The sequence below is a fragment of the Aestuariivirga sp. genome (genome assembly GCF_965227715.1).
Taxonomy (GTDB): Bacteria; Pseudomonadota; Alphaproteobacteria; order Rhizobiales; family Aestuariivirgaceae; genus Aestuariivirga.
The window spans coordinates 1,118,355-1,144,099 of the sequence record NZ_OZ245771.1; the positions used below are offsets into that span (position 1 = coordinate 1,118,355).

The following is a 25,745-nucleotide window of genomic DNA, read 5'->3' on the forward strand; positions in this document are numbered from 1 at the left end:
GAGCTCCTCGCGACGCGATCGATCACTCTAGATGTCCTTGCCGTTGAACTGCAGGTCGTAGTTCAGGATCACGCGAAAGTCGTCGAGCTGACCGTTGCTGCCATCCGCGTTGTCACTCTCCACAAGTGCGTAGCGAGCGCGGAGCCAAAGCGGCGAAAGCCAGTTCCATCGGTCCTCAAAGGCGGAGAACCGATAGTCGGCGGTGAAGTCATATTCATTCCACATGGGCAGGCCGGGAGCGACGTCCGTATCAATGGCGGCAAGTGCGGTGAAGACCAGCCCTTCGAGACCGACTTTCGTGAAGTCGAACGTGGCTCCCAGCAAGACCGCCTGTTCTTCAGCACGGTTGAAGTCCTTTACGATCATGCTGGTGTAGCCCGGCCAGCTGCCATAGGGCGAACGCCAGTTGTCGTCTTCACCATTGAAGGTGTAGCCTGCCGTCAGGGTGACGGGACCGTAGGTGAAATCGCCTTTCAAGCCACCTACCCACGCTTCGAAGTCGGGACCGGTGAGCAGTTCATCCCCAATTCCGGATTGGATCATGAACTGGCCGGAGAGCTTAAGCTTGGTATCGTCAGTGGGCGCCACCGTCCAACCGCCGTCACTATATGATGACAGCAGAAGGTTCGGCACAGCATAGAACGAAGTGCGCGCCACGAAATTGTCGTTCGGTTCGAACACGAGTCCGCCGAGATACATGAGTTCGTTCTGGGTAACGCCTGCTGCATCGGCAATATTGACGAACTTGTCGGCGTCGCGCTTCTTCATTTCCGTGAGGACGCCGGCATAATAGCTGACGGGACCAAGATCGCCCGTGGCCGTTGCGCCCTCAAAGGTGTTCGGCACCATGCGATTGTCTTGGGGGTTGACCTCCGGCTGGTTGACCAGCTGCCGGTAGAAGGTGGCCACCTGCTCCTCGTACTTCAGTGCCACATAGGCTTGACCAAGAACTGCAAATCCCTCGTTGCCGATCAGCAGCAAGGAGCCTTCTCTGTCTGCTGGCGCCCAGACTGGAAGCGACGTGTAACCCACTGCCCCGAGTTGCAGCACATCACCGATCCAGTCTGTCTGATAGCCCAGCCAGCCTCCTGCCGCCCATGCAGCGGGATCGGTACCTGCGCTGTCATAGCGGTCCAGAAGATAGCTGCGAAGATGAAACGTGAAAGTTGCATCGTCGTAAAACGCCCGCTGGAACTCGCTCGCGGGTTCTGGCGCGATGTCCGCTGCTTTCGCCTCGGCCATCGTCACCATAACCGCGACGGCGGCTGAAACGATAAGAGAGTTATGTAGATTGAGCATCGTCGCCCCATTACCCGGCGGACTCAAGGCCCCGCCGCAGGGTGCACTGTTCACACGCCGTATCCGGGGGTCAACAGCTGGCGGCTGTTCCATCAAGAATCTTACTGTAAATTACACGTAGTTACGCGTTCTTAGGACGGCACGCCATACTGCGAGGTTCTGCCAGGGTGTAAGTAATTTCCCATCTTCGCAAACACTTGTGGCTTTTGCCTGCAAAGCGGGCGGACAGCCCGGCAATCAGCATGATGGGAGTATAGTTCATGGCAAATACGGATCGAATCGACCGCTTCCTGGTGATGCATGCAGCCCGCGCCGACCAGTGGCGGGAAGTTCTCTCGGCAGCCCAGGATTGGGCAGCCGGCAGCGGAAATCGCGCCAAGGTAGAAGCGGAACTCTCCGATATCGCCGTGATTGAGGAACTCCACGCCTATCCCGGTGTGCGCCTTATGGCACGCCTTCGCGAGAGAATCGCCTCCGGAGAGGCCGATGCCGTGGCCTCGATGGTCCGCCGAATCGCCGACGCCATTCTCACCAGCGCCTATGCACAACAGACTGACGGCGATGGGACAGGGGATGGCGATGACGGTCTGCCGGACGTTCTGCCCAGCGTCGTCTCGGGGCGCGAGCACCATCGCCCCTATTTCGAGGTGCTGCTGGTCACCCCGCAGCCCCAGGCTCGCTGGGGCGCCATGGCGGCCGAGTTCCGGCGCCTGCGTCGGCCGGAGGACCTTTTCGTCTATGAGCCGGTGATCGTGGGCAGCTTCGAGGATGCCCTGTGCGCCATCCTCGTCAACCCGTCCATACAGGCGGTGATCGTCGCCGAAGGCTTCGCCTTCCGCTCCGCGCATGATGCGCCGGTTCTCCGCACCATTCTGGACAGTGCACTGGGCAAGTTGGAACCGAGTTCATCGGCCCTCACCCTGGCGGGGATCATCAAGAAAGTCCGGCCGGAGCTCGATCTCTATGTCACCTCCGACCGGGACGTGGAGGCCCTCGCAGCTTCGCCGCAATCTTCCTGCGTCCGGCGTATCTTCTACGCGGTGGAGGAGGTGCTGGAGATGCACCTCGCCATCCTAGAGGGCATCCAGGCACGCTACGAAACGCCGTTCTTCGACAATCTCAAGCTTTATGCACAGCGCCCCATCGGCACCTTCCATGCGCTGCCCATCGCCCGTGGCAAGTCGGTGTTCCGTTCGAACTGGATCCGCGACATGGGGGAGTTCTACGGGATCAACCTGTTTCTGGCTGAAAGCAGCGCCACCACCGGCGGTCTCGACAGCCTGTTGGAGCCGACCGGCACCATCAAGAGGGCGCAGGACATGGCGGCGCGGGCCTTTGGTGCCGACCGGGTGTTCTTCGTCACCAACGGAACGTCCACCAGCAATAAAATGGTGGTCCAGGCCCTGGTGGCGCCCGGGGACATCGTGATCGTGGACCGCAACTGCCACAAGTCGCACCACTACGGACTGGTGCTTGGCGGCGGCCAGCCGATCTATGTCGAGGCCTACCCGCTGACGCAGTATTCCATGTATGGCGCCGTGCCGCTCAAGGCCATCAAGCAGGCCCTGCTCAACCTGAAGGACGAAGGGCGCCTCGATCGCCTGCGCCTGCTCGATCTCACCAACTGCACGTTCGACGGCCACATGTACAACACGTTCCGCGTGATGCAGGAATGCCTGGCCATCAAGCCTGACTTGATCTTCCTGTGGGATGAGGCCTGGTCGGGATTCGCGCATTGGTCGCCGTTCCTCCGGCCACGCACTGCAATGGGCGCTGCCGCCGCCCTTGAAGAGTGGCAGGCGGACCCCGCTTCCGTTGCTGCCTATGAGAAGCAGCAGAAGGAGCTTGGCGCCAAGCCCAGCCATGAGAAGATGCTGGAAACCCGCCTCATTCCCGATCCGCGCAAGGTGCGGGTGCGTGTCTACCAGACCAACTCGACGCACAAGTCCATGTCTGCCATTCGCCAGGGCTCGATGGTGCTGGTCAAGGACGTCGACTACAACAAGGTCGAAAGCCAGTTCCACGAAGCGGTGTTCACCCATGCCTCCACGAGTCCCAACCAGCAGCTGATCGCCAGCCTCGATGTGGCCAGGCGTCAGATGGAACTCGAAGGCTATGGCCTGGTCATGAACGCCATCTCCATCGCCCTGCGCATCCGCAAGATCGTCAACAGCCACCCCATCATCTCGAAATACTTCCAGATCCTGGGGGCGGACGCGCTGATCCCGGAGCAATACCGCCAATCCGGCTTCAAGGATTTCCTCGCCGAGGGCACCGACTGGGGCGATGTGGTGAAGTCCATGCGCGAGGACGAGTTCTACCTCGACCCCACCCGCATGACCATGGTTTGCGGTGATGCCGGCTTTGACGGCACGCAGTTCAAGGGCATCCTCGCGAGCCGCTTCAACATTCAGGTCAACAAGACGTCGCGCAACTCGGTTCTGCTGCAGTCGAACATCAACAACACGCGAAGTGACGTGGCACACCTGCTGCGCGTGCTGCTGGAGATCTGCGGCGAGATCGAAGAAGGCCTCCGCAGCGGAGGCGAGAGCGCCCGCAAGGCTTTCGCAGCCCGCACCAAAGCGCTGATGCACGATGTGCCTGACCTGCCGAACTTCAGCCGCTTCCACGAGGCGTTCCGCAAGGACGCCGGCAAGCTGACGCCAGAAGGTGACATGCGGACAGCCTTCTTCATGGCCTATGACGAAAGCGCCTGTGAATACGTGCCGCTCAACGGTCCTGAGATTGACAAGCGCCTCGCCAATGGTCCGGACCTCGTCTCCGCCAATTTCGTCATTCCCTACCCGCCAGGCTTTCCGATCATGGTGCCAGGGCAGGTGCTGACGGCGGAGACGGTCGGCTTCATGCGCAAGCTCGATGTGAAGGAAATCCACGGCTACGAGGCCGCGCGCGGCCTCAAGCTCATCAAGCCGGACGCGCTCACGGGCGCGCGCGGCACCAAGACTGCCAAGGCCTGAACAAGGGGAGAATGATCATGGCTGGTCTTTTCGAGTTTCTAGGTTCCAATCCCTTCATCCTGCTGTTCCTCACCGTGGGCCTTGCCGTCTGGCTGGGGCGCATGACGGTCGGCGGCTATGGGCTCGGCATGGTGGCCGCGGCCATTATCGTGGGCTGCGGCATCGCGGTGTGGGGCTCGGCCTATGGCGTGAAGCTGGAACTCAACAACTTCACCAAGTCGATGTTCTACTACCTGTTCATGTATGGCGTGGGCCTGCGCGTTGGCCCCTCCTTCGTCAACAGTCTCGGCGGCGATGGATTGAAATTCAGCCTTCTGGCGATCGTGAGCTGCGTCATCGGCCTCACGCTGGTGGTGCTCGGTGTCCGCTTTCTTGAGCTGCCCCCCGGCACGGCCGGCGGAATCCTCGCAGGTTCGCAGACCATGTCGGCTGCCATCGGCTCCGCCGAAGAGGCGGTCAACGCCGGTGTCGTGACACTACCTGACGGCACCACCAAGGAACAGGTCAGCTCGATGATCGCGCTGTCCTACGGCATCACCTATATCTGGGGGACCGTGGGCATCATTCTCATCACCAAGTATCTTCCGAAGTGGTGGGGTGTCGACGCCGCGCAGGCCGCGAAGGAATATGAAACCAAGTATGGCGTCACCAGCGGCGACGTACCAACCCTGTCGGGTTGGACGGCTGCCGCGTTGCGTGCCTACCGGCTCGAAAACAGCGAGTGGGTCGGCAAGTCCGTGTCTGACCTGTTGCGCGGCCACCCCGAATACAAGGTGGTCAACGTGGTGCGCAACGGGGAGCGGTTGGAACCTGATGGCGCGCTGCGCTTTGCCGCCAATGACATCATCGCGCTGGGCGGCCGCCGCGAGAAGATGACGGAGAAGATGGGCCTCATCGGGCCTGAAGTCTCCGACAGGCTGGCTCTGGACGTGCCGCTGGACAGCGCCGACATCGTCGTGACCAACAAGGACATACTGAAGCTGTCTCAGGCCGAGCTCCGGGCTCTGCCCGGTGCCGATCAGATCCAGGTCACCAAGCTCGAACGTGGCGGCGTGCCGATTCCCATCGGTACCAACACCAAACTGCAGCGCATGGACATATTGACCGTCGTTGGTCTCAAGGACGCTGTGACCAGTGTCGGCGAGATGTTCGGTCGCGTCGTGCGACCGAGTGCGGCAACCGATCTGCTCACCCTCTCGCTGGGCATGATCCTCGGCTTCCTGATCGGCGCTATCCAGTTTCCGGCGTTCGGCGCCTCAGTGGGTCTCGGCAACGCTGGCGGACTTCTGGTCTCCGGTGTGATCGTCTCGTCGCTGGTGTCGCGGTTGCGCTTCTTCGGCAATACGCCAAACGCGGCACGCAACATCCTGGAGGATCTGGGCCTCGTCGTCTTCGTGGCCATCGTCGGCATCAACTCCGGCAATGCGCTGCTGACCCAGCTTACCGGTGTGCTGGCCGTCAAGATCTTCGTGGTTGGCTTCATCGCCTGTTCGATCCCTCCCTTCATCGTCTGGTCCCTGGGCTTCTACGTGTTCAAGATGAACCCGGCGGTGCTGATGGGTGGCGTTGCAGGTGCGCGCAGCCACTCAGGCCCCTGCCGCGAGGCGGCGGTCGAGATCAAGAGCAACGTGCCGTGGATCGGCTTCCCCGTTGCCTATGCAGTCTCGGGCGTGCTGCTCACCGTGTTCGGCTACTTCGCAATGTTGCTGGGACAGTAAGCCCGGCGACATACCAGCGACCCGGCAGGTGCTCCCCCTCCTGCCGGGTCGGCCTCTTAGACCTCTTCACCCCCAGGAGCCGCCATGGAAGCCATGCAACGCTTCGAACTCGATGAACTCTCCACCCTTCTGGTCGGGCTCATCGCACTCTTCGTTGGGCGGTGGATTCGCCAGTCGGTTCCGCTCCTGCGGCGCATCGACATGCCAAATGCCGTTGTGGGTGCCATGGTGGTGGCTGTCATCGTTTTGCTCATGCAGGTCTTCCTGCACTTCGACGTGGCCTTTGGTGCGCGCACCAAGGATGCACTGTTGCTGATCTTCTTCACCTCCATCGGCCTCTCCGCAAAACTCTCTGCCCTTAAGAAGGGTGGCGTTCCGTTGGTCATCCTCTGTGGCGTCACGGTTCTGGTTCTCATTGCGCAAAACCTTTCGGGCGCGGCTCTGGCAAGTCTTTGGGGCGCGCACCCTGCCTATGGCGTGCTGGCGGGCTCGCTATCCTTCGTGGGTGGGCCTGGCACGGCCTTGGCCTGGGCCAAGGAGCTGGAGGCTCAGGGGCTGGTCCATGCCCAGGTGGTTGCCGTTGGTGCCGCCACTCTGGCCGTGATCTCGGGTGCTCTGGTTTCCGGTCCTGTCACGGGGTGGATCGTCAAGCGTCACAAGCTGCACAGCAGCGAAGGCGGCCCCACTGACCTCACCTTCATCCCGCCGCCACCCAAGGAAGAGACCAAACCAGCAGACACCCAGATCGAGAGCCTGCTCTCCACGGTTTTCGTTCTGGCGCTCTGCGTTCTCCTGGGCGAGAAGCTCAATGATTTCGCCCGTAGCGCCGGAGTGATCCTGCCGGGCTTCCTGTCCGCCATGATCGCCGGTGTGGCCGTTACCAACATCGCAGATGCCTTCAAGTTCAAGCTAGACTTTGCCCCCATCGAACGTGGCGGGGCCTTGGCCCTGCAATTGTTCCTGGTGATGGCCCTGATGTCGACGCCGCTCATCTCGGTTGCCGCCATACTGCTGCCCCTCGCGCTGAATGTGGCCTTGCAGGTGGTGGTGACAGTGGCGATTGCCTACTTCGTCCTCTTCCGCCTGTTGGGCAGCGACTATGACGCGGCAGTGACATCGGGTGGCTTCCTGGGTTTCGGGCTCTCTTCCATGCCGGTCGCCATGGCAACCATGGACGAGGTAGGCCACCGCTACGGCCCGTCGCCCAAGGCCTTCCTGCTAATAACGTTGGCCGGTTCATTCTTCGTCGATCTGGCTAACGCCTTCGTCGCCAAGGGCATTCTCGCTCTGCCGTTCTTCAGCATCGGGTCGGCGGCAATGAGCGGAGGATGAGCAAGACCACACCCGGCAACCCAATTCCGAAGGAGACGCCATGCAGGCCGTGATAAGTGCAGTCGCCGAACGAAAGTTGCTCTGGCTGCTCGTACTCGTTCCCATCCTTCTGGTCGGGGCGCCGATGTTGCATGAAAGGCAGAGCGTACTCTTCGTGCTTTCGGTGATGGCCATCATCCCGCTTGCCGCACTCCTCAGCCTCGCCACGGAGCAAGTTGCAGCGCGCACCGGTGATGCCATCGGAGGCCTGCTCAATGCCACGCTCGGCAATCTCACGGAACTCATCATTGGGCTTACCGCGTTGCGTGCCGGAGAGTATCTTCTGGTAAAAGCCTCGCTGGCGGGTGCCATCGTCACCAATACGCTGTTCATGACCGGTGCATGCTTCCTGCTCGGCGGCCTCAAGTACCATGTGCAGGACTTCAACAATGCCAGTACCAAGCTGCAGATGGGCCTGCTGTTCCTTGCCGCCTTCGCACTTCTGGTGCCCTCCGCCCTCGCAGACATGGATTCACAGGCACTGCCTGGCTCGCTCAGCGTGGTGATCGCCATCATACTGCTGACCACTTATGGATTTAGCCTGGTGTTCACGCTCGGCACCCATAAGAAGTATTTCTCCTCCGCCGCGCATGAAGAGTCGCATGAGCATGTGTGGCCTGTTTCGGCGGCCGTCATCGTCCTTCTTGTCACGACCCTTGCCGTGGCACTGGTGAGCGAGATCTTCGTCGAATCGCTGACCGTGGCGAGTTCCTCCCTGGGTCTCACCCCCGCCTTCGTTGGATTCATCGTGGTGGCGATCGTTGGAGCCGCGGCCGAGATGACATCCGCCTTCAGTGCTGCGCGCAAGAACCGCCTTGATCTCAGCCTCGGAATTTCCTTTGGAAGTTCCTCGCAGATTGCGCTGTTCGTAGCACCTGTTCTGGTGCTGCTCAGCTATGTGCTCGGACCGGAGCCCATGTCGCTGCAATTCTGGCCAGGCGCCATCGCAATGATCTTCATCGCCACGTTGACGGCGGCGCTGGTCACGTCCTCGGGTCATTCAGCCTGGTTTATCGGACTGCTGATGCTGATGATCTACGCCGTGTTCGGCGCTACGCTGTTCATCCTTCCTCCCGCGCACTGAAACCTAGTCATGAACACCGAGGTCAACCCCACCCGCAAAGCGGTGCTTCAACCCATCGAGCGGTTGTCCGAAATCCTGTTCGGGCTGATCATGGTCCTCACCTTCACAGGTTCGCTCAGCGTGGCAACGGCTGACCGGGGCGAGGTGAAGGTCATGCTCATCGGTGCGCTGGGCTGCAACATCGCATGGGGGCTCATCGATGCCATCATGTATCTCATGGCATGCCTGCACGAACGCGGAGCTGAATTGCAGACGATGATAGCAATCGGAAAGGCCAAAACCCCTTATGACGCGTATGCCGAGATCCGCCGCAGTGTGCCGCGCGTGGTGGCGGATGAACTGAGGTTAGACATCCTCGAGCGCATTCGACTCCGCGTGGCCGCCCTGTCCACGAACGCGCATTCTCCACGGCCTACGGTGGAAGACCTTCGCGGCGCCTTCGGCGTCTTCCTGATAGTCGTGATCTCAACCCTGCCGGTGGTGTTGCCTTTCGTGTTCGTTGCGGATTTGGCGCGCGCGATGCGCTGGTCCAACGCAGTTGCCGTGATTATGCTGGCCCTGATTGGCTATTACTTCGGTCGAGCGTCGGGGCTTTCGCCGTGGTGGACGGCCCTGTCGATGGTGCTTCTTGGGAGTGTGCTGGTATCACTTACCATCGTTCTCGGCGGCTAAGATTAACTCGCGCCAGCGAAACCTGCTTTTCGTAAAGCATCCATGAAACGCTGCCGATCAAGCGGCTGAACGAGCCGCTGCGGCAGGTCCACCAGCAATTCGGGAAGCTGCCGAGACGCGTTGTGCTCCAGCCACTGCCGATGCACCAGTGCCGCATCGCTTTCGCCTGCCTCCGCAAGGATGGCTGCCGCTACCACGTGGTAGGCCGGGTTTTCATCTGCCCGGGCCTCAGCCACGAGTGCAGCAGCTGCTGGCAGGTCGCCTTTAAAGAAGTGGCACAGTGCCAGCGCCGTATTCAAGTACGCGATTCTGCTGGCACCTGTGTCAGTCGCCTCCTTCACGAGCCGGCATCCCTCCGTCCAGTTTCCGCTTAATGCAAGCCGGTAGCCGTAATCGCCCTTCAGCTCGACATCATTGGGGTTGAGCGCCAGCGCCTTGGCACCGATCCGGATTGCCTCCTGGAAGTCCTTGCGGAAGTAAAGTGCCATCATGAGCGCCTGTTGGCCGCGAACGTTGGTGGGATCCAGTTCGGTGGCACGGCGAGCCGTCTCATATGCACGGGTCAAGACCGGGACGGCGTTGTCCTGCGGCGGGGGATAGACGAAGCGATACTCATCGACATAGGCCAAAGAAAGCAGCGCCCATGCCGTGGAATAATCGGGATGATCGGCCACGGACTTTTCCAGGCAGGCACGAACGGGCGGAAATTTGCTGGCCGCAAAGCTGGCGCGATAGACATAGGCGCTTAGCGTGCAGAGATACGCATCGATGCCCTTGGGTGGCAATTCAAGGCGCATGCGCCGCTCCGCTTCGAAGAGGATGCCACTTGGAGAGGCAAGGCGAGAGGCGAGCTCGTCGGCGATGGTCAACTCGACGTTGAGAAGCTGCTCCGGCTGGAGCTGCGCCTCGAAACTATCTGCCCAGATCACCCGCCCGTCCATGCGGTCGACCAGCCGGGTTTGAACGAGAAGTTGCCCGCCGTTTTCACGGAGCGTGCCACCGAACTCATAGCGTGCCACTGTCGCCGAAGGCTGGCTCGTCTCCCCTTCACTGGGGATCACCGCGAGTTCCTTGAAGCGCGACGTCTTCTCGATGATCCGTTCGGTCAGGCCCTTTGCCAAGATCGCCGATTCACGGCTGTGAGTAAGGTCCGTCAAAGGCTTTACGATCAGGCCCGGGGTTTGGACCGACGGGGACGACTCAGTCTGGCGTTCCACATTCAGGAAGGTGAAGGCAGTCGCACCGAGAAGAAGCAACGAGAAGCCTGTCACAATCGACAATGAAGGAACAATGCCTCTCCACCACCGTCCAGCAATCGCCTCCACGGTGCTATCTGCCACCGCAGCGGCCTCTTTCGACTGCGGCGCCTCCTTGTTTATGAAGCGCGGAACATATGCGCCCTTAGGGATGTGGATGAGTATCTGATCCTGGGCCCCTTCAGTTAGGTAATAGTGCTCAAGCTCGCGTCGAAGGCGGGCGGCTGCGATCCTGACAATCGGGTCCTTTTGAGAATCGAAGCTCTCGGGACGGCCGAAAACGGCAACCCCGATGCTATACGCCTTGATACGGCTACCCCGCCCCTCAAGAGTCTCCGAAACCAAATATTCCAGGAGCCTGCGCGAACGATCGGTTGTCGGAAATCCCGTACTTCCGATAATTTTCTCAAGCTGCTGCAGGATCAATTCCGGCGCGACCGGAAGATTCTCTAAGCGGCCGTCTTGTTCGATGGTGGTGCTAGAGGGCTGACCGTGGGGGTTGCCAATTGCTACCGTACTCATACCTTAAGTATATACTACAGCTCTGAATGAAACTCTCTAAATATTTTACAGTTGATTTAATCGCAATGGTTGCAGTGAGCGAAGTTCTAATAGTCCGCTCGTCGTCTGGTTCTATGGCCCTCCGCTGCCAAGAATCCACGTAAAACCCTGTAATTTACTCCAAGCGACAGCCTCTTCGCGCGCCAGGCGATTGACCGTCAATAGACTTGGCCTCACCCTCGACTTGCACATAACGAGGGAAGCTTCGGCACACGATGTGGTCACCGTCATGAGATGCCTCCTGCGGGGGCTTCACCTCCCGTCGCTTAGAAGATGTTGAAATGGTCGTCCCTTCAGCTCTCGTTTCGCGCGACCATAGCAGCTGTCATGTCCTTACTTGTGGCGAGCTGGGTGGACCTGCGCTATCCCATCTATGCCTTCATTGCCGCAGTCTTGGTCACCGACCTGCAACCTGCAACAAGCCGCAACCTCGGCATTCGACGTCTAGCTGCTACTGTCATCGGTGCCGTCTGGGGTGCACTGCTCACCCAGTTTCTTCCGTCCACTTCGTGGGCCATCGGCGCCGGTGTGTTCGTGGCAATGCTTACGTCGCAGCTACTCAAGGCAGAAGAAGGAGCACGCGTCGCGGGTTACATCTGTGGCATCATCCTGCTGGATCACAGCTTCGAGCCATGGGCCTATGCTTTTCATCGCTTTCTAGAAACCGTCATCGGTATATTGGCTGCGTTGGCCATAAGCTACGTTCCCAAGTTCTTCTTTCACGAAAGTAACACAAGCGACACACATTGAAGCTCGTGACGTCAACTCATCAAAGAATTCGATAGGAGTTACTCAGGCCAGAAGCGCAAAAAGACGGGGCGTCGTGCGAGACAAGAATGTCAGCCCCACCCACGAAGCGGAAAAACGCTGGTTCCGGGACAGGCCCGCACGAGTTCGACGTCCAACGAGATAGCTGAACAAGGCATCGGGAGGCGATTAAGCAACGGGCACGCAACCCACGCTATTGTTGCTGCCGCCGCAAATCCCGCGACGACAATTTCAACGTCAATCGTCCTTCTCCTTCTCATCCAGTTCCAACGGTTGGCCAACGAGTTCCTCCATCTCCCGCACCAGTGGATCCTTCAGCCGCTCAGCTTGCCGTATGGGCCGACTTCCTGAACAGTCGGGACATTTCTGCTGCTTCGGTGGAAACTCGTGCCCTTCTCAGGTTAACTCCCGTACAACTCAACAATTGTCCTCTTGCACAAACCGAAACAGCCAAGGTCCCCTATGTCTAAGTGACTTGATTTCTTGCTATCCGGCTCACGGGCCCACAGTTGCTGGGGGGCCGATGCGCCAGTTCGGACGGCCCATGTTGCGGGGCCATGGGTTGGTTTCGCGCGTATTGAAATAAACGACGGCCACAAGTCGCGGAAACTCGATGTGCGGTGTTGTCACGTCCTTCGCCCATCTGGTGACATAGTCCGGACTGCCTTCATAGCCGAGCTCTGCCACGATAATGGGTTTGCCGAACCCTTCAGCGAGGCGATAGCCCTGCTCGAGCGCCTGGGCGAATGTTCTATCGCCACCAAAATTGATCTCATCATATGGCTGGTAGCCGAAGACCGACAGGCCAATTTCATCGACATATTGATCGCCCGGATAGTAATCCACCAGTTCCTTGTTGCCTTTCGGCGACCAGACATATTTGGCATCAGGCGCATGTTTTCGGCACTCAGTGACGAAACGCTGATAGGCGGCGATGAACTCCTTCGGTGACCAATGGGACCATGGGAAAATGGTGCTTGGATCTTCCATTTCCTGACCCCACCGAATGCTGATGGGGCTCTTCAAGCGGGAAATGGCGGAGCAGACCGCGGTGATATTGGCATCGTAGCGTCCCGCCAATATTCCATCGAGCAATGCAGCCGGGCGGATGCGCGAGTCCGCAGACCATGACCACGGCTCCACAGTGACCATCAGCTTCCGCCCGCGCGCCAGCGCATAGGCATCCGCAGCCTGCAGATCAGACAGATCGACGTCCTCCCACGGCAAAAAGATGTGTTCTATGGACGCCTTGCTCGCGCTGCTAAAATCGCCGTAGGGATCATAGGCGCCGAAGCTAATCGAGTCTTGGGTAACCACCAGGCGTTTGCTGAAAGAGTGGCCTTCATCTGGATTACTGTCAGAAGCATTGCCGAGTGCCAAGCTAAAACCCATTGCGGCGGAGGCCCCTGCAATCAGGATCGATCGGATCAGGTTTTTCGTGATCTGATTCATGTCGAATACTCGCACTTATGGTTTCTTTTTTGAGGGTGTGTTTGTTTTCCGTTTCGCGAATTCCGCGAAGACCAAATCATCCCGGACGAGCTTGTTGAACTCATCGCCAGCCTCGGGCTTGGCATGTTTGAAGACATACCATTCTCCGGACGGCTCCTTCCGCTGATAGATGGTGTCTCCATCGAGCTTGTGAACGAAACAGGTTCGAGCCGGATAGGTGCCCGACGTGGTATGCCAATCTGCGATCAAGCAAAGCCGGCCAGCGTCAGACACGCTCCAGCGCCCCTCCGCCCAGCTGGACTGCTCTCCTGTTCCCGAAAATGCGATGAACTGCCGATCTTTGATTTCCAGCCGGCCTGCTCCATCCTGCCATTGCCACGACTTGCCGCCAAATAGCGCATGGAGATCGGCGGCTGTCATGGCGCGGGCTTGGGCTGGTGGGTTGGCAACTTCGGCCCGGCTTGCGCGTGGGAAATTCAGCAGTGCTGCACCAAGCGCAGCAGCCAGCAGGATATAAGAACAAATCGATCTTGCATCTGGTGTCATGGGTTGTCTGTTCCGTCGTTGGAGTCAGAAAGGCAGGTGCCGCTGACGAATCCGGAATTGCCTGCAACTCTGGTCGTCGTATTCATTGTTGTGCAGGCTATGAGTGCCCTTCTTGTTGATCTGCATATGGCACGCCATTGTCCGGTGGAAGCCAACGGGGCTCAAACCGGATCTTGCGAATGCTTCCGTCGCCCAAGCCGGCGCCGGCAATGGAGTAGGTCTCTTTGAACAGGCTGACGCGCCCGGTACCCCAGGCAAGAGTTTGTACCCCTGCCATGCCATTTTTGGCGGTGCCGGTGCCCGTCAACACAATGACCGCCGCGAAGGTCATCGCGAGTGCGGCACGATAGGCCCCATTGGTCCGCCGAACGACGTTCTCGCGACTATGTTGGACGATGATGACCAAGAGCAGCAGGGCGTAAAGAGCCGCGTTGGTTAGCGCGAAGATATAGAAACCGCGCGCTTCATTCGGATTGTCGATCAGCACCACCGAAAGCGCTGAGACGAAGGACAGTAAAGCGTAGGGCGCCAACACACGAAATGGAAGCGGATCGACTTCCGAACGTCCTTTGGGCGTAATGCGGTACTCCACCACTGTACCGGCCACACAATCCCGGATCGCGGCTATCGTTCCGGCAAGCGCCCAAGGCCAGCGGGCAAACTGGAAGAAAACAAGCTCCCAGCTCAGCACCGGAACGTTGAACGGCCGGTATGACCGGGTCGCCCGCCATCGATAGGACAGAGCAATCAGAACGAACGAAAGTGGAGCGAAATGCAGGACAAACTGCGGATAGGTAACATTGACATTGGTCTCACCGGTGAGCAGCGCAAGGACCGGTATGAAGAACATGACCGCCATCATGAGTGCGAACAGCGGATACCACAGCTGTGAAAACAAAAACTGGAATTTCAGTCTTGCAGGCAAGCGTGACAGATAAGCGGGGGTGTACTTGATCAAAATCATGACCAGGCTGCGCGACCACTGGAACTCCTGCGTGACGAGGTCAGCGAAGGTATGCGGCCCCTCGCCATGCGCGATGGCATCAAGTGCATGGACACCGCGCCAGCCAAACGCATTCATCATCAAGGTTGTCGAATGATCTTCAGCCAATTCTGGCCCGAGGCCGCCGATCTCCTTCAGCGCTGCGGTGCGAACGGCATAGTGCGAGCCGATGCACAGCGGTGCCAGACCCGAATTGTAGCCCGCCTGTAGAGAGCCGTGCATGCTGGCTTCTGCATAGAGCCGGCCGCGCGCAGACCAGCTTTGCGCTGCATTGCTATCGCAGATGCTGGGTGCAGAGACATAGCCGACCTTGTCGTCGCCGAATGGCCGAAGCATCTGCCAAAGATAGACCTTATCCGGCACGTGGTCGGCGTCAAGCTGAACGACGAAATCGTATTTTGCATAGCCATAATGGTCGTAGAAGAAGGCAAGGTTGCCTTCCTTGCAGCGCGTGCGGCGGGGCCATGTCTTGCGGTGATAGTCCTCGCGTCCCTTGCGCGTTGAGACGTACACTCCGTGACGCCGGCACCATTCCAGCGTCTCCAGCGATGGGTCTTCGTCAGCGAGCCAGGTGTCATGTGGCACATCCTGCGCCAGCATGCCCTTGAGCGTGGTGACGACGACGGAAAATGGCTCGGATGGCGCCTTTGTAACAACCATGGCAACGCGACTTCCTCTCGGCAGGCGCAGCGGCCCGCTCGGCGTTGTCGCACGATAGAAAACAACCATGAAATATGCCGGTAGCAGCGTCACCCATGCGAGGGTCGTGGTCGTAACCACGTAACCAGCAAGGCCCGCATAATGGGCTGGATTGAACCACCAGACCCAAAAATAGAGGAGAGCCGCTAGCCAAATGGCCATGCCCGCCAGATATTCGAGGCGCTGCGTTTTGCTCATCAGCGGAACGAGCGCGGGCGCGCGAGTGGTTTCACCGGTCGTGACCGGTGTTTGCGTTGGGACGTCGGTCAAGATTGCTAGGCTGCCTTTTGGGAGGGGCTGAAGAACCGCGACGCTGTGCGCACGATCGTGTCGAGATCGGAGTAGCGGGGCTCAAAACCAAGGATCTGCTGGGCAAGTGCCGTATCGGCGAAAAGCGATGGCGGGTCACCCGGACGGCGGGGGCACATTTCGATCGGAACCTGCCGGCCCGTAACACGTGCAATGGCGCTCAGAATGTCGCGGATCGACGTGCCCGTCCCGGTTCCGATGTTGACTGCCAGACTGGCGCCACCCCGGTTCAGATGATCGAGAGCCATGACATGGGCACGCGCAAGATCAACCACATGGATGAAGTCACGGATGCAGGTGCCGTCAGCGGTATCATAGTCGTCGCCAAAGACCCGCAAGCTGGGTTCAAGTCCCGCAGCGGCCATCAGCGCCTTTGGAATGAGATGCGTTTCCGGGCTGTGCCATTCGCCCAGTTCGCCGTCCGGGTCTGCGCCGCATGCGTTGAAGTAGCGCAGCGCCACATAACGTGTTTTGTAGGCCGTGGCGTAGTCCTCAAGCATGTGCTCGCCTATCAGCTTCGTGCGGCCATACGGATTGATGGGTTGCCGGACCGTTGTCTCCCTGATCGGCAAGCTGTTTGGCACACCGTAGACGGCGCAACTTGACGAGAAGATCAGCTTGTCGACCCCTGCCAGGTGGCAGGCCTCCAGCAGGGAAGCAGTGCCTGATACGTTGTTGCGGTAGTATTTGGAGGGATCTTCGACGGACTCGCCCACATAGGCTGAGGCCGCAAAATGAATTACCGCTTCCGGCCGATGGTTTATCAGCGCGCGGGTCAGCTGCGCGGTGTCGAGAATGTCTCCCTGAACGAAAGGGCCCCAGCGGACCGCCGGGCGATTGCCCGTCGAGAGATTGTCATAGACGATAGGCTCAACGCCTGCCCCGTGGAGAAGCTTGGCGGTGTGGCTACCGATATAGCCAGCGCCGCCTGTGACCAGGACTCTGCGTCTTAACATCTTGCCGACTCGATTTCCTGGGCCGCCTCAGGCTGCTGGACGCCGTCAATCACAGGAATCGATTGCGGAAAGCCCAAATGGATTGACTTACTCAGTCCGGGTGAAGTGCACTCACGTGCATCCACACCCCCCGAGGACGGTGGAATACTCTTCATCAAATCGGTCAGGAGAGTGACTCTGGAGCCCGCAAAGGGTTGACGTGCCATACCAGATGTAGATTCAGCGATGCGCTGGCGGTTACACAATTCAAAGTAGTTATGATGGGCAAGCATGTTAATCACAAGTTGTATTTAGGTCGTGGTGTATACAAGCCGTTAAACTTTCGAGCAAGTATTAAGTCATACATTTAGTCGAATATTTGACCTCCCTGGCAGACGGAATTCCCGCATGGGATGCCGAAACTGCCGGTCTACGACCTTGACGGGCCCGATTGAGGACATTTGATGTCATCTTTTCGACCAAGACCTCGGGCGACCTGAAAACGGCTTTGATCCATGAGGGCGAAAACATCCCTTTTTTGTCATGGGTCAGCGCCGGCTGACTCATTTTTAGCACCCACTAGAGCCGGCTGCGCCCCTGATAAATTGACACATAGAACACCTGTGAGGCCTCTTTCGACGCCTTGTCACACGGCCCTCCAGTTCAACGGCTTGAGGGTGTCCAGTGTTGCTCTCAGCTTCACTCTCTCGGCGCGCCATATATGGTCACTGCATTGGTCACCCTGTCATAAAGCGAGGGCCGTCGCATGCCATTGACAAGGATCCGGATTTGAGCCCGAGTGAGTAGAGGCAGGTCCGGAATGCCCGGTGCGCAGCCAAACAGAAAAGAGGGAATGCTATGACGGATCGCCGAAACCTGGTTCTTGGACTCATGGCCGGAATGTCTGGGCTTGCAGCCCTTTCACAGGCGGCAGAAGCGCAAGCGACGGTTTCGGATTCCGAGGCCCAGGCAGCAATCGACAGCTTTCCCGAGGCCGTGTTCTCGGGGGATCCGGCCAAGGTCGATCAAGTTCTGGCGCCCGAATTCCAGCTCCTGCGCTCGGACGGGAAGAGCAATGACAAGGTAAGCTATCCCGGCGCGTTGCCGAAGCACAAGGAACGTCCGGCGACAAGTGAACTCAAGGTTACGGGCCATGGCAGCGTCCTCGTAACGATCTACTCCATCAAGACAGATCAAACAATCGGTGGCCAGCCCGTTCAATCCATCTCGCCCCGATTGTCGGTCTTCCGGAAGGAGGGAGACCGCTGGCTCATCTCCGCGCACGCCAACTTCGCTCAGATCGGCTGATCGCCTCAGGCGCCGGCGAAACGCCAATTTGGCGGCGCATCCACACAGGCCGTGCCGCTGCTCCTCGCAGACGGCCCATCGCCGCTCGTGCTGGAGGGGGCATGCACAATATGATTGCAACGCCGTTCGACTTCATCGAGCGCGCGTTCCTGCCCATCATCAACCGCGTGGGGCCACAGGTTTCACCCTGGCGAATACTCCCGGGAGGCCTCCGGGTCGTCGGTTGAGACAGGAAGGGCGAGGAGCTCGTTCCATGCTTCGCCGCTGATCGGCCAGTTCGCCCAGGCGAACGTTTCTTCAATCCGTTCCGGGCGGCTGACGCCACAGATGGTGGATGCAATCCGCGGATCGCGCATCGAAAACTGCAGGGCGGCGGCCCCCATGGGAATACCATGGCGCGCACAGACCTCCTCAACGCGGCGGATAGGCTGCAGCACCTCTTCCGTGGCGACCTGGTACACATAGCGGTTTTGGCTGCTGGCCCCCTTGGCCAGCGCCCCGCTGGCGTATGGCGCCGCATTGAAGGCAGAAATGCCGCGCGCCGCCGCAAGCTCCAGCATCGGCTCGGCATTGCGATTAACGAGGGTGAAGCGGTTGTGGGTGATCAAGGCGTCGAAATCCCAGTCCCGAAGAATCGGCATCATGATGTCGATACGGCCTGCAGCAAGCCCCACCGCCCTCACCAGCCCTTCCTCCTTCATGCGCATCAGGGCGTCCAGCGCGCCGCCGCGCCCGGTGACATCGGCAAGGTTGGAGGCATATTCGGGATCATGAAGATGCAGGATGTCGATCCGATCCACGCCCAGGGCTTGAAGACTCTCCTCCACGGAGCGGCGGGCTTGCGCCGCGTCGAACATCAACGTCTCCATGTCTCTGTCCAGCTTGGTGGACAGGATGCGCCCGGCCGGCCAGCCTCCCAGCTCACGCACCACCTTGCCGATCAGCGCCTCGCTCTTTCCAAGGCCATAGTTGCGCGACGTATCGAGAAAGCCGTGAGGCTGCGCCAGGATGGCCCTGACCGTCGCCAAGGCACGATCTTCGCCGACGCTGTAACCGTAGGTTTCCGGCATGTCGGCCAGCGCCGTTGCGCCAAAGCCGATCCTGGGGACGGCAACACCCGATTTTCCGACTGGCACGAGATTGTTCAAAGCTCTTCCCCCGACTTGCAACGGACCGGCAGAAAAGCACAAGGAACCGGGCGCGAGAAGCGGAATTGCCGGAACTTCCTCCGACAGCCCTGCCCGGCTTTGACACGGCGGCTGATCTCGCCTCGGGCTAGAGCCCCGCGAGCGGCTTCACCGATGTGCCATCGCTGAAACGCGAGAGGCGGAACGGCTCTGGGTCGACGATCGCCGGTCCACCCGAAACGAGATCCGCCGTGAGGTGCCCTGCCCCGAGGCCGATGCCGAAGCCGTGACCGGAGTAGCCGGAGGACAGGTAAAGACCAGCAACGGCATCACAGTGCGAGATCACTGGCAGGAGATCGGGTGTCGCATCGATGGCGCCCGACCAGCTTTGCACGATGGAGGTGGAGCGGAAGGCTGGAAAGGTGCTGGTGAGATTGCTCCAGCCATTCGCAATGCTGCGCTGCCAGACCGGCGGATCAAGCAGGCGGGTCTTTTCGTAACTCATCAGTCCGCGGCGGGCTTCACTGAGGAAGGAGCCGTTCAGCCGCAATCTGATGCCGGACCTTTCCATCCGCAACACGGTCAGGAAGTCGCTGAAATAGCGAAAGCTGTCCGGCACGATTTCGGCAAGGACCATGCCCTCGGAGACGGTGTATCCGCCGTCGAGGCGCCGCCTCAGCGCGAGGCCGGGGCCCCATGCCGCAGTCTCCGGACCATCCGGGCAAGGACTGGTGCGAAACACCGAGGCGATGACCTTGAGTTGCGGGAAACGTATGCCTGCCTGCCGGAGAAACTGGCTCGACCATGCGCCGCCGGCAACGACGACGGCCCCGCAAGAGATTGGGCCCCGTTCGGTTTCCACGCCCAGGATTTTTCCGCCGCGCGTGTCGAGCGCGCGAACGGCGCAGTTCGTCATGATGGTGGCGCCGCGCTGGCGTGCCGCTTCGGCAATGGCGGGTGCTGCCATCTGCGGCTCGGCCACGCCATCGCCCGGCGTATGAAGTCCGCCACGCCAATTGGCAGTGGCACCGGGCAGAACCGCCTTCGCGGCTTCGCCATCCAGAAGGCTGCAATCAAGGCCGGCGCTGCGGGCATGGGGTAGCCACGCCTGGCGCTTCTTGTAAGACGCCTCATCCGGACAGATGTAAAAGGTTCCGCGGGTGCGGAAGCCAGTCTCGCGGCCGATGCGGGCGTTGATTCCCTTCCACAGCTCCAGGCTCTTCATGGCGAGCGGCAGTTCGCGCGGGTCCCGCCCCATGGTGCGGCACCAGCCCCAGTTGCGGCCCGACTGCTCCCCCGCGATCATGCCCTTCTCGCACAGCACCACGCGGATGCCGCGCTCGGCAAGAAACAACGCGGTGCTGACGCCGATGATCCCGCCACCGACGATGACCACGTCAGCACGCTGCGGCAGTTCACGGTCTGACTCGACAGGATCGACGGTGATCGGCATTGCGTGCTGCTCCTCAGAGGATGTGAAGGCCGACGTCACCCGCCCCGGCAAGCATGCGCAGGCCGGAGGCGCCGAGGTGATACGTTCCTCCCTGCACAATGCCGATCCCCTCCTCCGGAAGCTCGATGCAGGAGTGCAGCACGAAAACCATGTCCTTCTCCAGACGGCGCTCAAAGCCGCGGCTGATCTGAAGGGTTTCCAGCCACACCGGCGGATAGGCGATGCCGATGCCATAGCCGAAGCGCATCATCGCCGTGTGTTCCAGTCCCTCGCGCCGCAGGGGCACGAGGGATGCCTCCTCCACCGCCGAAACGGGCACGCCCTCCTTCACCGCCGCCATTCCGGCGCGCAGCGACAGAAGTGCAATGTCATAGAGTTCACGCGCGCGGGGGCCTGGCTCGCCCACAGCGAGCGTTTGCAAAACGGTCGTGTGATAGCGTGCGCTCACACCGGCGAATTCGACATGCAGCAGGTCACCAGGCTCGATCACCTTGGGTCGCGGCGTGGCGTGGCCGCCGGGTGTGCGCCAGCCCGAGGCGAGCTCCGTGGGGATGGCCCAATAGTCGCTTCCCGCATGGCGCATTGCACCTTCGATGGCGGCGGCGAGCTCGATTTCCGTCATGCCGGCGCGGCAGACGCGATGTGCCTCGGCGAGACCAAGTGCGGAAAAGCGCGCCGCCTCCTCGATCCTTGCAAGCTCGGCGGGCGACTTGATGAGGCGGAGATCGCCCAGGAGCTCTGTTGCGTCCACGATCTCGCGCGGCGCAAGTGCCTCGGCAAGGTGCCGCCCCATCGCGAAGGACAGCGCATAGGACTGCGTTTCAATGGCGATGCGGCCACCGGTCGAGCCCTTCTCCTTCAGTACGCTGGTGACGAGATCGGCCACGCTATCCGTGTGCAGGTGATAGGTCCGTATATCGCCGATCCACGATGTTTCGAGGGCCAGTGCCAGATCGACGTTGCGGAGCACTAGCGTTGGCTCACCGTCCTCAACACCGAAAATCATGAATTGCGGGCTGTTGACCCCGACCCAGCTCTCATAGCCGCCAAAGTAATAGACATTTTCCGGCGCCACCATGACGCAGGCTTCGAAGCCGTTTTCCTTCAGCATCCGGCGGGCGCGGACGAAGCGAGCGTGGTGCTCCGATTTGGGGAAGGATGATGAGCGAGGCTGCATTGCGGCTTTTCTCCTGTTCAGGTGGTGGCGCGGTGGCGGGAACTGATCCACAGGGTGAGCGCCGCGAGCACCACGGTCAACAGGATCAGCATTGTGGAAATCGCGGCGATGGTGGGGCTCACCTGGTCACGGAGCGAGGTGAACATCTTGCGCGTCAGCGTGGAGGACGCGCCACGCGAAATAAAGAGCGCGATCACCACCTCGTCGAAGCTTGTGATGAAGGCGAAAAACGCGGCTGAGGTCAGCGAGGCCTTGATCTGCGGCGCGGTGACCGAGAAGAACGCGCCAAGCCTCGTGGCGCCAAGCGACATTGCCACGCGCTCCTGGTTCATGTCGAACTGCTGGAGGCCGGCCGATGTGATAATCAGCACGAAGGGAAGTGCCAGCACCGTGTGAGCGAGCACCAGCCCCGCAATGGTGTTGATGAGACCGATGCGCGCATAGAGATAGAAGACGCCGATGGCGATGATGATCACCGGGATGACGAGCGGGACGATCAGCACGGAGCGGATGAAGCCGGCGAACGGGTTTGTGGACTGGTGCAAACCGTAGGACGCGGCCACGCCGAGTGGTGTCGCGATCAGCATGGTGAGGACCGCGACCTTGAGGGATAGCATCGCGGAGTCCATCCACTCGGCACTCGCAAAGAAACTCTCATACCAGCGGAGCGACAGGCTACGCGGTGGAAACTCCAGGAACTCGCCCGGCGAAAACGACATGGGCACGATAATGAATACGGGCACCAGCAGGAAGATTGCCAGCACCAGGCAATAGCCATAGAGCCAGAGCCGGCTGCGATGGGAGACCGTGGCATCCTCCATCATGCACGCCCCATCATCCGGTCAACCGGCAGGAGTTTTTGGGACACCTTGAAGATGACGAGGGTTGCGAGCAGCAGCACCACGCCGAGCGAGGAGGCCGCACCCCAATCGGAATAGACGGTGGCATTCTCCAGAATCTTCATCGAGACCAGGTTGACGCGGCCACCGCCAAGCACCTGAGGGGTGATGTAGAAGCCGAGGCAATAGATGAAGACCAGCATCGAGCCGGCGAGCAGCCCCGGCAGGGTGAGCGGAACGAAGACCGAGAAGAACGCCTGGCGGTGCGAAGCGCCGAGGCTCATGGCGGCGCGCGGCAGGCCAGGGTCGACAGCGCGCATCGCGGCATACAGCGGCAAGATCATGAAGGGCAGCATGATATGCAGCATTCCGAGCGTTACTCCCAAAACATTATAGGAGAGATTGAGAGGCTCGGAGATCAGCTGCAGCTTGATCAGCATGGTGTTGATGAGACCTTTCCTCTGCAACAGCACGAGCCAGGCATAGGTGCGGACGAGCAGCGAGGTCCAGAACGGCAGGAGCACCACGAGGAGGCCGATCATCGACCATCGCGGCGGAAGCTGCGACAGGAGATAGGCATAGGGATAACCCAGAAGTGCCGCGAGGGAGGTGACCAGCAGGCTCATCGCGAAGGTGGTGCGGAAGATCGCGAAATAGGCTCCGCTTTCGTAGAGCCGAACATAGTTCACCGGAGTGAACCCACCTGGCCCCACGAAGGACAACCAGAAGAGCCAGCCCACCGGCAGCACCAGGATCACCAGCACCAGCAGGAAGGCGGGCGATACGAGGAGCGCCAGGCGCAGCCGTTGCCGCGCGTCAGGGGCCTCCGGTGCTGCCCCGCTCATGGCAAGTCGCTGAGCGGCACGATGAGCGCGTCACGCGCGTGGAGCCCGACGCCCACGGCAGAGCCGGTGCCGGGATTGGGGCCATCCATTCCACTTTCGTCGCGTTGACGGAGATAGATCTGCTGGCCGCCTTCCAGCATGACGCCGAGCAATATGCTGTCGCCCTGGTATACGGCATCGGTGACCACGCCGGAAAAATAGTTCCAGCCATCACGAGGCTGCGGACCGCCAGAGCCCGAGAGCCGAAGCTTCTCCGGCCGGACGACGAGGCAGGCAAGGCCCTCCCCCGCTATCTCGCGCTCGGACTGGACCACCATACCATGAAGCGTTCGCCGCCCGCGTTCGCCCTCAAGGGGGAGGACCACGGCATCGCCGATGAAGTCCGCCACGAAACTGTTCGCCGGAGTTTCGTAAATCGCGCGCGGCGTTCCGACCTGTTCGAAGCGCCCATGGTTGATGACGGCGATCCTGTCTGACATGGTGAGCGCTTCGCGCTGGTCATGGGTTACGTAGATGGTGGTCACCTTCAGCTGGTCATGAAGGCGCCGGATCTCAATCTGCATATGCTCGCGCAGCTTCTTGTCGAGGGCCGAGAGTGGTTCGTCCATCAGCAGCACGTCCGGCTCGAACACGACGGCGCGGGCCAGCGCCACGCGTTGGCGCTGGCCCCCCGACAACTGATCGATGCGGCGTTCGCCATAACCATCGAGCTTGACGAGGGAGAGTGCCCAGGCGACGCGCTTGGTAATTTCGGTCTTGCCCGCCTTGCGGAGTTTGAGCGGGTAGCCGACGTTGGCAGCAACCGTCATGTGCGGGAACAGGGCGTAGTTCTGGAACACCACGCCTATGTTGCGGTGGCGCGGCTCAAGCAGCGTCACGTCACGCGCGCCGAAGTGAATGTTGCCGGCGGAAGGCCGCGAGAAGCCGGCGATGGCCATCAGCAGTGTCGACTTGCCCGATCCCGACGGGCCGAGAAGGGTCAAGAATTCACCAGCGGCAATATCGAGGCTCACACGATCGAGCACGGTGACATCGCCAAAGGCCTTGACCAGCGACCGGATGCCAATCGGCACCGCTGCGCCCTTGGGAGGATTGAGACCGCTCTTCATGCTGACCGAACTATGAGACCTTCTCTGCAAACCAGACTGCAGGCGAGACAGAGGGAACGGCCATGCGCCAGCCGTTCCCTCCCTGACATCTTCACTGGTTGATGAACTGAGCCCAACGCTCACGCGCCTCAGCTCCGTGCTCGCCCCACCAGTCGCCGCGCACGATCGCCTGCTTGCCGGCATTTTCCGGAGAGGTATTGAGTTGCTTCGCCATCTCAGGCGAAATCTTGCCGGTGTCATAGGCCTTGAGGTTCGCCGGACCGTAGTCGATGTACTGGGGCAGGTTGGCCAGCATATCCGCCGAGACGGCGGTGGCGAGCGCCTTCATGGCGAGGTCCTTGTTTTTGACGCCCTTGGGAATGACCAGGCAATCGGCGATGAGCAGGCCCTGGTTGAAGGTGAAGGTGAAGGGCGCACCGGACTTTACAGCCGCGCTGATGCGACCATTCCATGCCCCAATCATATCCACCTCGCCGTCGGCCACAAGCTGGGCCGATTGCGCACCCGAACTCCACCACACGGCAATGTTGGGCTTGATCTTCTCCAGGCTCTTGAAGGCACGATCGAGATCGAGCGGATAAAGCTTGTCCGGCGCGACGCCATCGGCAAGGAGTGCCGCCTCCAGGGTCTCGGCGGGATCGTTGCGCAGCGAGCGGCGGCCTGGAAACGTTTCGACGTCCCAGAAATCCTTCCAGCTCTGCGGACCCTTGTCACCGAACTTGGCGGTACTCCAGCCGATCACGTTGGAATAATAGTTGAGGCCTATGTAGCTCGGCTGCACCACGGCCTTGTCGAAGCCGCTGGCATCGATGAGCGTGTAGTCGAGCGGCTCGAACAGGCCCTCTGTCTGGCCCTGGGCGCAGCCATCGATCGTGAGCTCGGTGATGTCCCATAGGACGCCGTTGGAGGTGACCTGGGCGCGCACGTCCGCCAGCCCGTTGGTCGAATCTTCAAGAATTTTGATGCCCAGCTTCTGCGCCGTCGGCTGCCAGATCGCTTTGGACAAGGCTTCCTGGTAATTGCCGCCCCAGGAAGCGATAGTGATCGTATCCTCGGCGAGGGCCGGTGTCGCCAAAAGAGCGATGGCGGCAGCGAGGCCAATGGGCCCCATTGTCATGTTCTTCCTCAGCATGTCACGCTCCCAATTTGTCTTGTTTTCTTGGCATCGGCCGCACTGTGTCGTGCAGGACAATTGACGATATTCATTCCAATTCAATATTCAATATCTATATTGTA

At 60.3% G+C, this 25,745-nt stretch carries 20 protein-coding genes; 7 read left to right on the forward strand and 13 right to left on the reverse strand.

Annotated elements, in window-relative coordinates; genetic code table 11:
* Positions 1 to 27 precede the first annotated feature (27 nt).
* Positions 28 to 1,353, reverse strand: a complete 1,326-nt coding sequence (locus tag ACO06F_RS05390) for an OprD family outer membrane porin (RefSeq protein WP_421695659.1) — start codon at positions 1,351 to 1,353, stop codon at positions 28 to 30.
* 206 nt (positions 1,354 to 1,559) lie between these two features.
* On the opposite strand from ACO06F_RS05390, the gene ACO06F_RS05395 reads away from it, so the two are divergent.
* The 5 genes from ACO06F_RS05395 to ACO06F_RS05415 all read left to right on the forward strand — a co-directional run bounded on the left by ACO06F_RS05395 (position 1,560) and on the right by ACO06F_RS05415 (position 9,122).
* Positions 1,560 to 4,277 (forward strand): decarboxylase, encoded by a 2,718-nt coding sequence (locus ACO06F_RS05395; RefSeq protein WP_421695660.1) that lies wholly within the window; start codon positions 1,560 to 1,562, stop codon positions 4,275 to 4,277.
* A gap of 17 nt (positions 4,278 to 4,294) precedes the next feature.
* Positions 4,295 to 5,995, forward strand: a complete 1,701-nt coding sequence (locus ACO06F_RS05400; RefSeq protein WP_421695661.1) for an aspartate:alanine exchanger family transporter — start codon at positions 4,295 to 4,297, stop codon at positions 5,993 to 5,995.
* 84 nt (positions 5,996 to 6,079) lie between these two features.
* Positions 6,080 to 7,327 (forward strand): sodium/glutamate symporter, encoded by a 1,248-nt coding sequence (gene gltS / locus ACO06F_RS05405; RefSeq protein ID WP_421695662.1) that lies wholly within the window; start codon positions 6,080 to 6,082, stop codon positions 7,325 to 7,327.
* Between the two features lie 40 nt (positions 7,328 to 7,367).
* Positions 7,368 to 8,450, forward strand: a complete 1,083-nt coding sequence (gene cax, locus ACO06F_RS05410; protein ID WP_421695663.1) for a calcium/proton exchanger — start codon at positions 7,368 to 7,370, stop codon at positions 8,448 to 8,450.
* Positions 8,451 to 8,459: 9 nt separating this feature from the next.
* Positions 8,460 to 9,122, forward strand: coding sequence for a VIT1/CCC1 transporter family protein (locus ACO06F_RS05415; protein WP_421695664.1), 663 nt, complete (start codon positions 8,460 to 8,462; stop codon positions 9,120 to 9,122).
* Between the two features lie 2 nt (positions 9,123 to 9,124).
* On the opposite strand, the gene ACO06F_RS05420 is transcribed toward ACO06F_RS05415, so the two are convergent.
* Positions 9,125 to 10,900, reverse strand: coding sequence for a hypothetical protein (locus ACO06F_RS05420; RefSeq protein WP_421695665.1), 1,776 nt, complete (start codon positions 10,898 to 10,900; stop codon positions 9,125 to 9,127).
* Between the two features lie 390 nt (positions 10,901 to 11,290).
* On the opposite strand from ACO06F_RS05420, the gene ACO06F_RS05425 reads away from it, so the two are divergent.
* Positions 11,291 to 11,689 carry an FUSC family protein gene (locus ACO06F_RS05425; RefSeq protein ID WP_421695666.1) on the forward strand — a complete coding sequence of 133 codons (399 nt, stop codon included), beginning with the start codon at positions 11,291 to 11,293 and terminating at the stop codon, positions 11,687 to 11,689.
* 513 nt (positions 11,690 to 12,202) lie between these two features.
* Here the strand turns inward: ACO06F_RS05425 and ACO06F_RS05430 are convergent.
* The 4 genes from ACO06F_RS05430 to galE form a co-directional block, all read right to left on the reverse strand.
* Positions 12,203 to 13,159 carry a glycoside hydrolase family 26 protein gene (locus tag ACO06F_RS05430; RefSeq protein WP_421695667.1) on the reverse strand — a complete coding sequence of 319 codons (957 nt, stop codon included), beginning with the start codon at positions 13,157 to 13,159 and terminating at the stop codon, positions 12,203 to 12,205.
* A 15-nt stretch (positions 13,160 to 13,174) separates the two neighbouring features.
* Positions 13,175 to 13,705 (reverse strand): DUF995 domain-containing protein, encoded by a 531-nt coding sequence (locus ACO06F_RS05435; protein ID WP_421695668.1) that lies wholly within the window; start codon positions 13,703 to 13,705, stop codon positions 13,175 to 13,177.
* A 97-nt stretch (positions 13,706 to 13,802) separates the two neighbouring features.
* The gene (locus ACO06F_RS05440; protein ID WP_421695669.1) at positions 13,803 to 15,677 is read right to left on the reverse strand and encodes a glycosyltransferase; all 1,875 of its coding nucleotides are present in this window, start codon (positions 15,675 to 15,677) and stop codon (positions 13,803 to 13,805) included.
* A gap of 5 nt (positions 15,678 to 15,682) precedes the next feature.
* Positions 15,683 to 16,672 (reverse strand): UDP-glucose 4-epimerase GalE, encoded by a 990-nt coding sequence (gene galE / locus ACO06F_RS05445; RefSeq protein ID WP_421695670.1) that lies wholly within the window; start codon positions 16,670 to 16,672, stop codon positions 15,683 to 15,685.
* Positions 16,673 to 17,509: 837 nt separating this feature from the next.
* Between galE and ACO06F_RS05450 the strand changes: the two genes are divergently transcribed.
* Positions 17,510 to 17,959, forward strand: coding sequence for a nuclear transport factor 2 family protein (locus tag ACO06F_RS05450; RefSeq protein WP_421695671.1), 450 nt, complete (start codon positions 17,510 to 17,512; stop codon positions 17,957 to 17,959).
* A gap of 182 nt (positions 17,960 to 18,141) precedes the next feature.
* Here the strand turns inward: ACO06F_RS05450 and ACO06F_RS05455 are convergent, their stop codons facing one another.
* From ACO06F_RS05455 to ACO06F_RS05485, 7 genes are all read right to left on the reverse strand, one after another.
* Positions 18,142 to 19,107 carry an aldo/keto reductase gene (locus ACO06F_RS05455; protein WP_421695672.1) on the reverse strand — a complete coding sequence of 322 codons (966 nt, stop codon included), beginning with the start codon at positions 19,105 to 19,107 and terminating at the stop codon, positions 18,142 to 18,144.
* Positions 19,108 to 19,234: 127 nt separating this feature from the next.
* Positions 19,235 to 20,539, reverse strand: coding sequence for an NAD(P)/FAD-dependent oxidoreductase (locus tag ACO06F_RS05460; RefSeq protein WP_421695673.1), 1,305 nt, complete (start codon positions 20,537 to 20,539; stop codon positions 19,235 to 19,237).
* A 13-nt stretch (positions 20,540 to 20,552) separates the two neighbouring features.
* Complete coding sequence (locus ACO06F_RS05465; protein ID WP_421695674.1) at positions 20,553 to 21,716, reverse strand: M24 family metallopeptidase; 1,164 nt, start codon at positions 21,714 to 21,716, stop codon at positions 20,553 to 20,555.
* 17 nt (positions 21,717 to 21,733) lie between these two features.
* The gene (locus ACO06F_RS05470) at positions 21,734 to 22,540 is read right to left on the reverse strand and encodes an ABC transporter permease (protein ID WP_421695675.1); all 807 of its coding nucleotides are present in this window, start codon (positions 22,538 to 22,540) and stop codon (positions 21,734 to 21,736) included.
* On the reverse strand, positions 22,537 to 23,400 hold the full coding sequence (locus ACO06F_RS05475; protein WP_421695676.1) for an ABC transporter permease: 864 nt from the start codon (positions 23,398 to 23,400) through the stop codon (positions 22,537 to 22,539). Before ACO06F_RS05475 ends, ACO06F_RS05470 begins: the two co-directional genes overlap by 4 nt.
* Positions 23,397 to 24,509, reverse strand: a complete 1,113-nt coding sequence (locus ACO06F_RS05480) for an ABC transporter ATP-binding protein (protein WP_421695677.1) — start codon at positions 24,507 to 24,509, stop codon at positions 23,397 to 23,399. The genes ACO06F_RS05475 and ACO06F_RS05480 overlap by 4 nt, the downstream gene beginning before the upstream one ends.
* A 91-nt stretch (positions 24,510 to 24,600) precedes the next feature.
* Positions 24,601 to 25,641: an ABC transporter substrate-binding protein gene (locus ACO06F_RS05485; protein ID WP_421695678.1), complete on the reverse strand. Its 1,041-nt coding sequence runs from the start codon at positions 25,639 to 25,641 to the stop codon at positions 24,601 to 24,603.
* Positions 25,642 to 25,745: the final 104 nt, after the last annotated feature.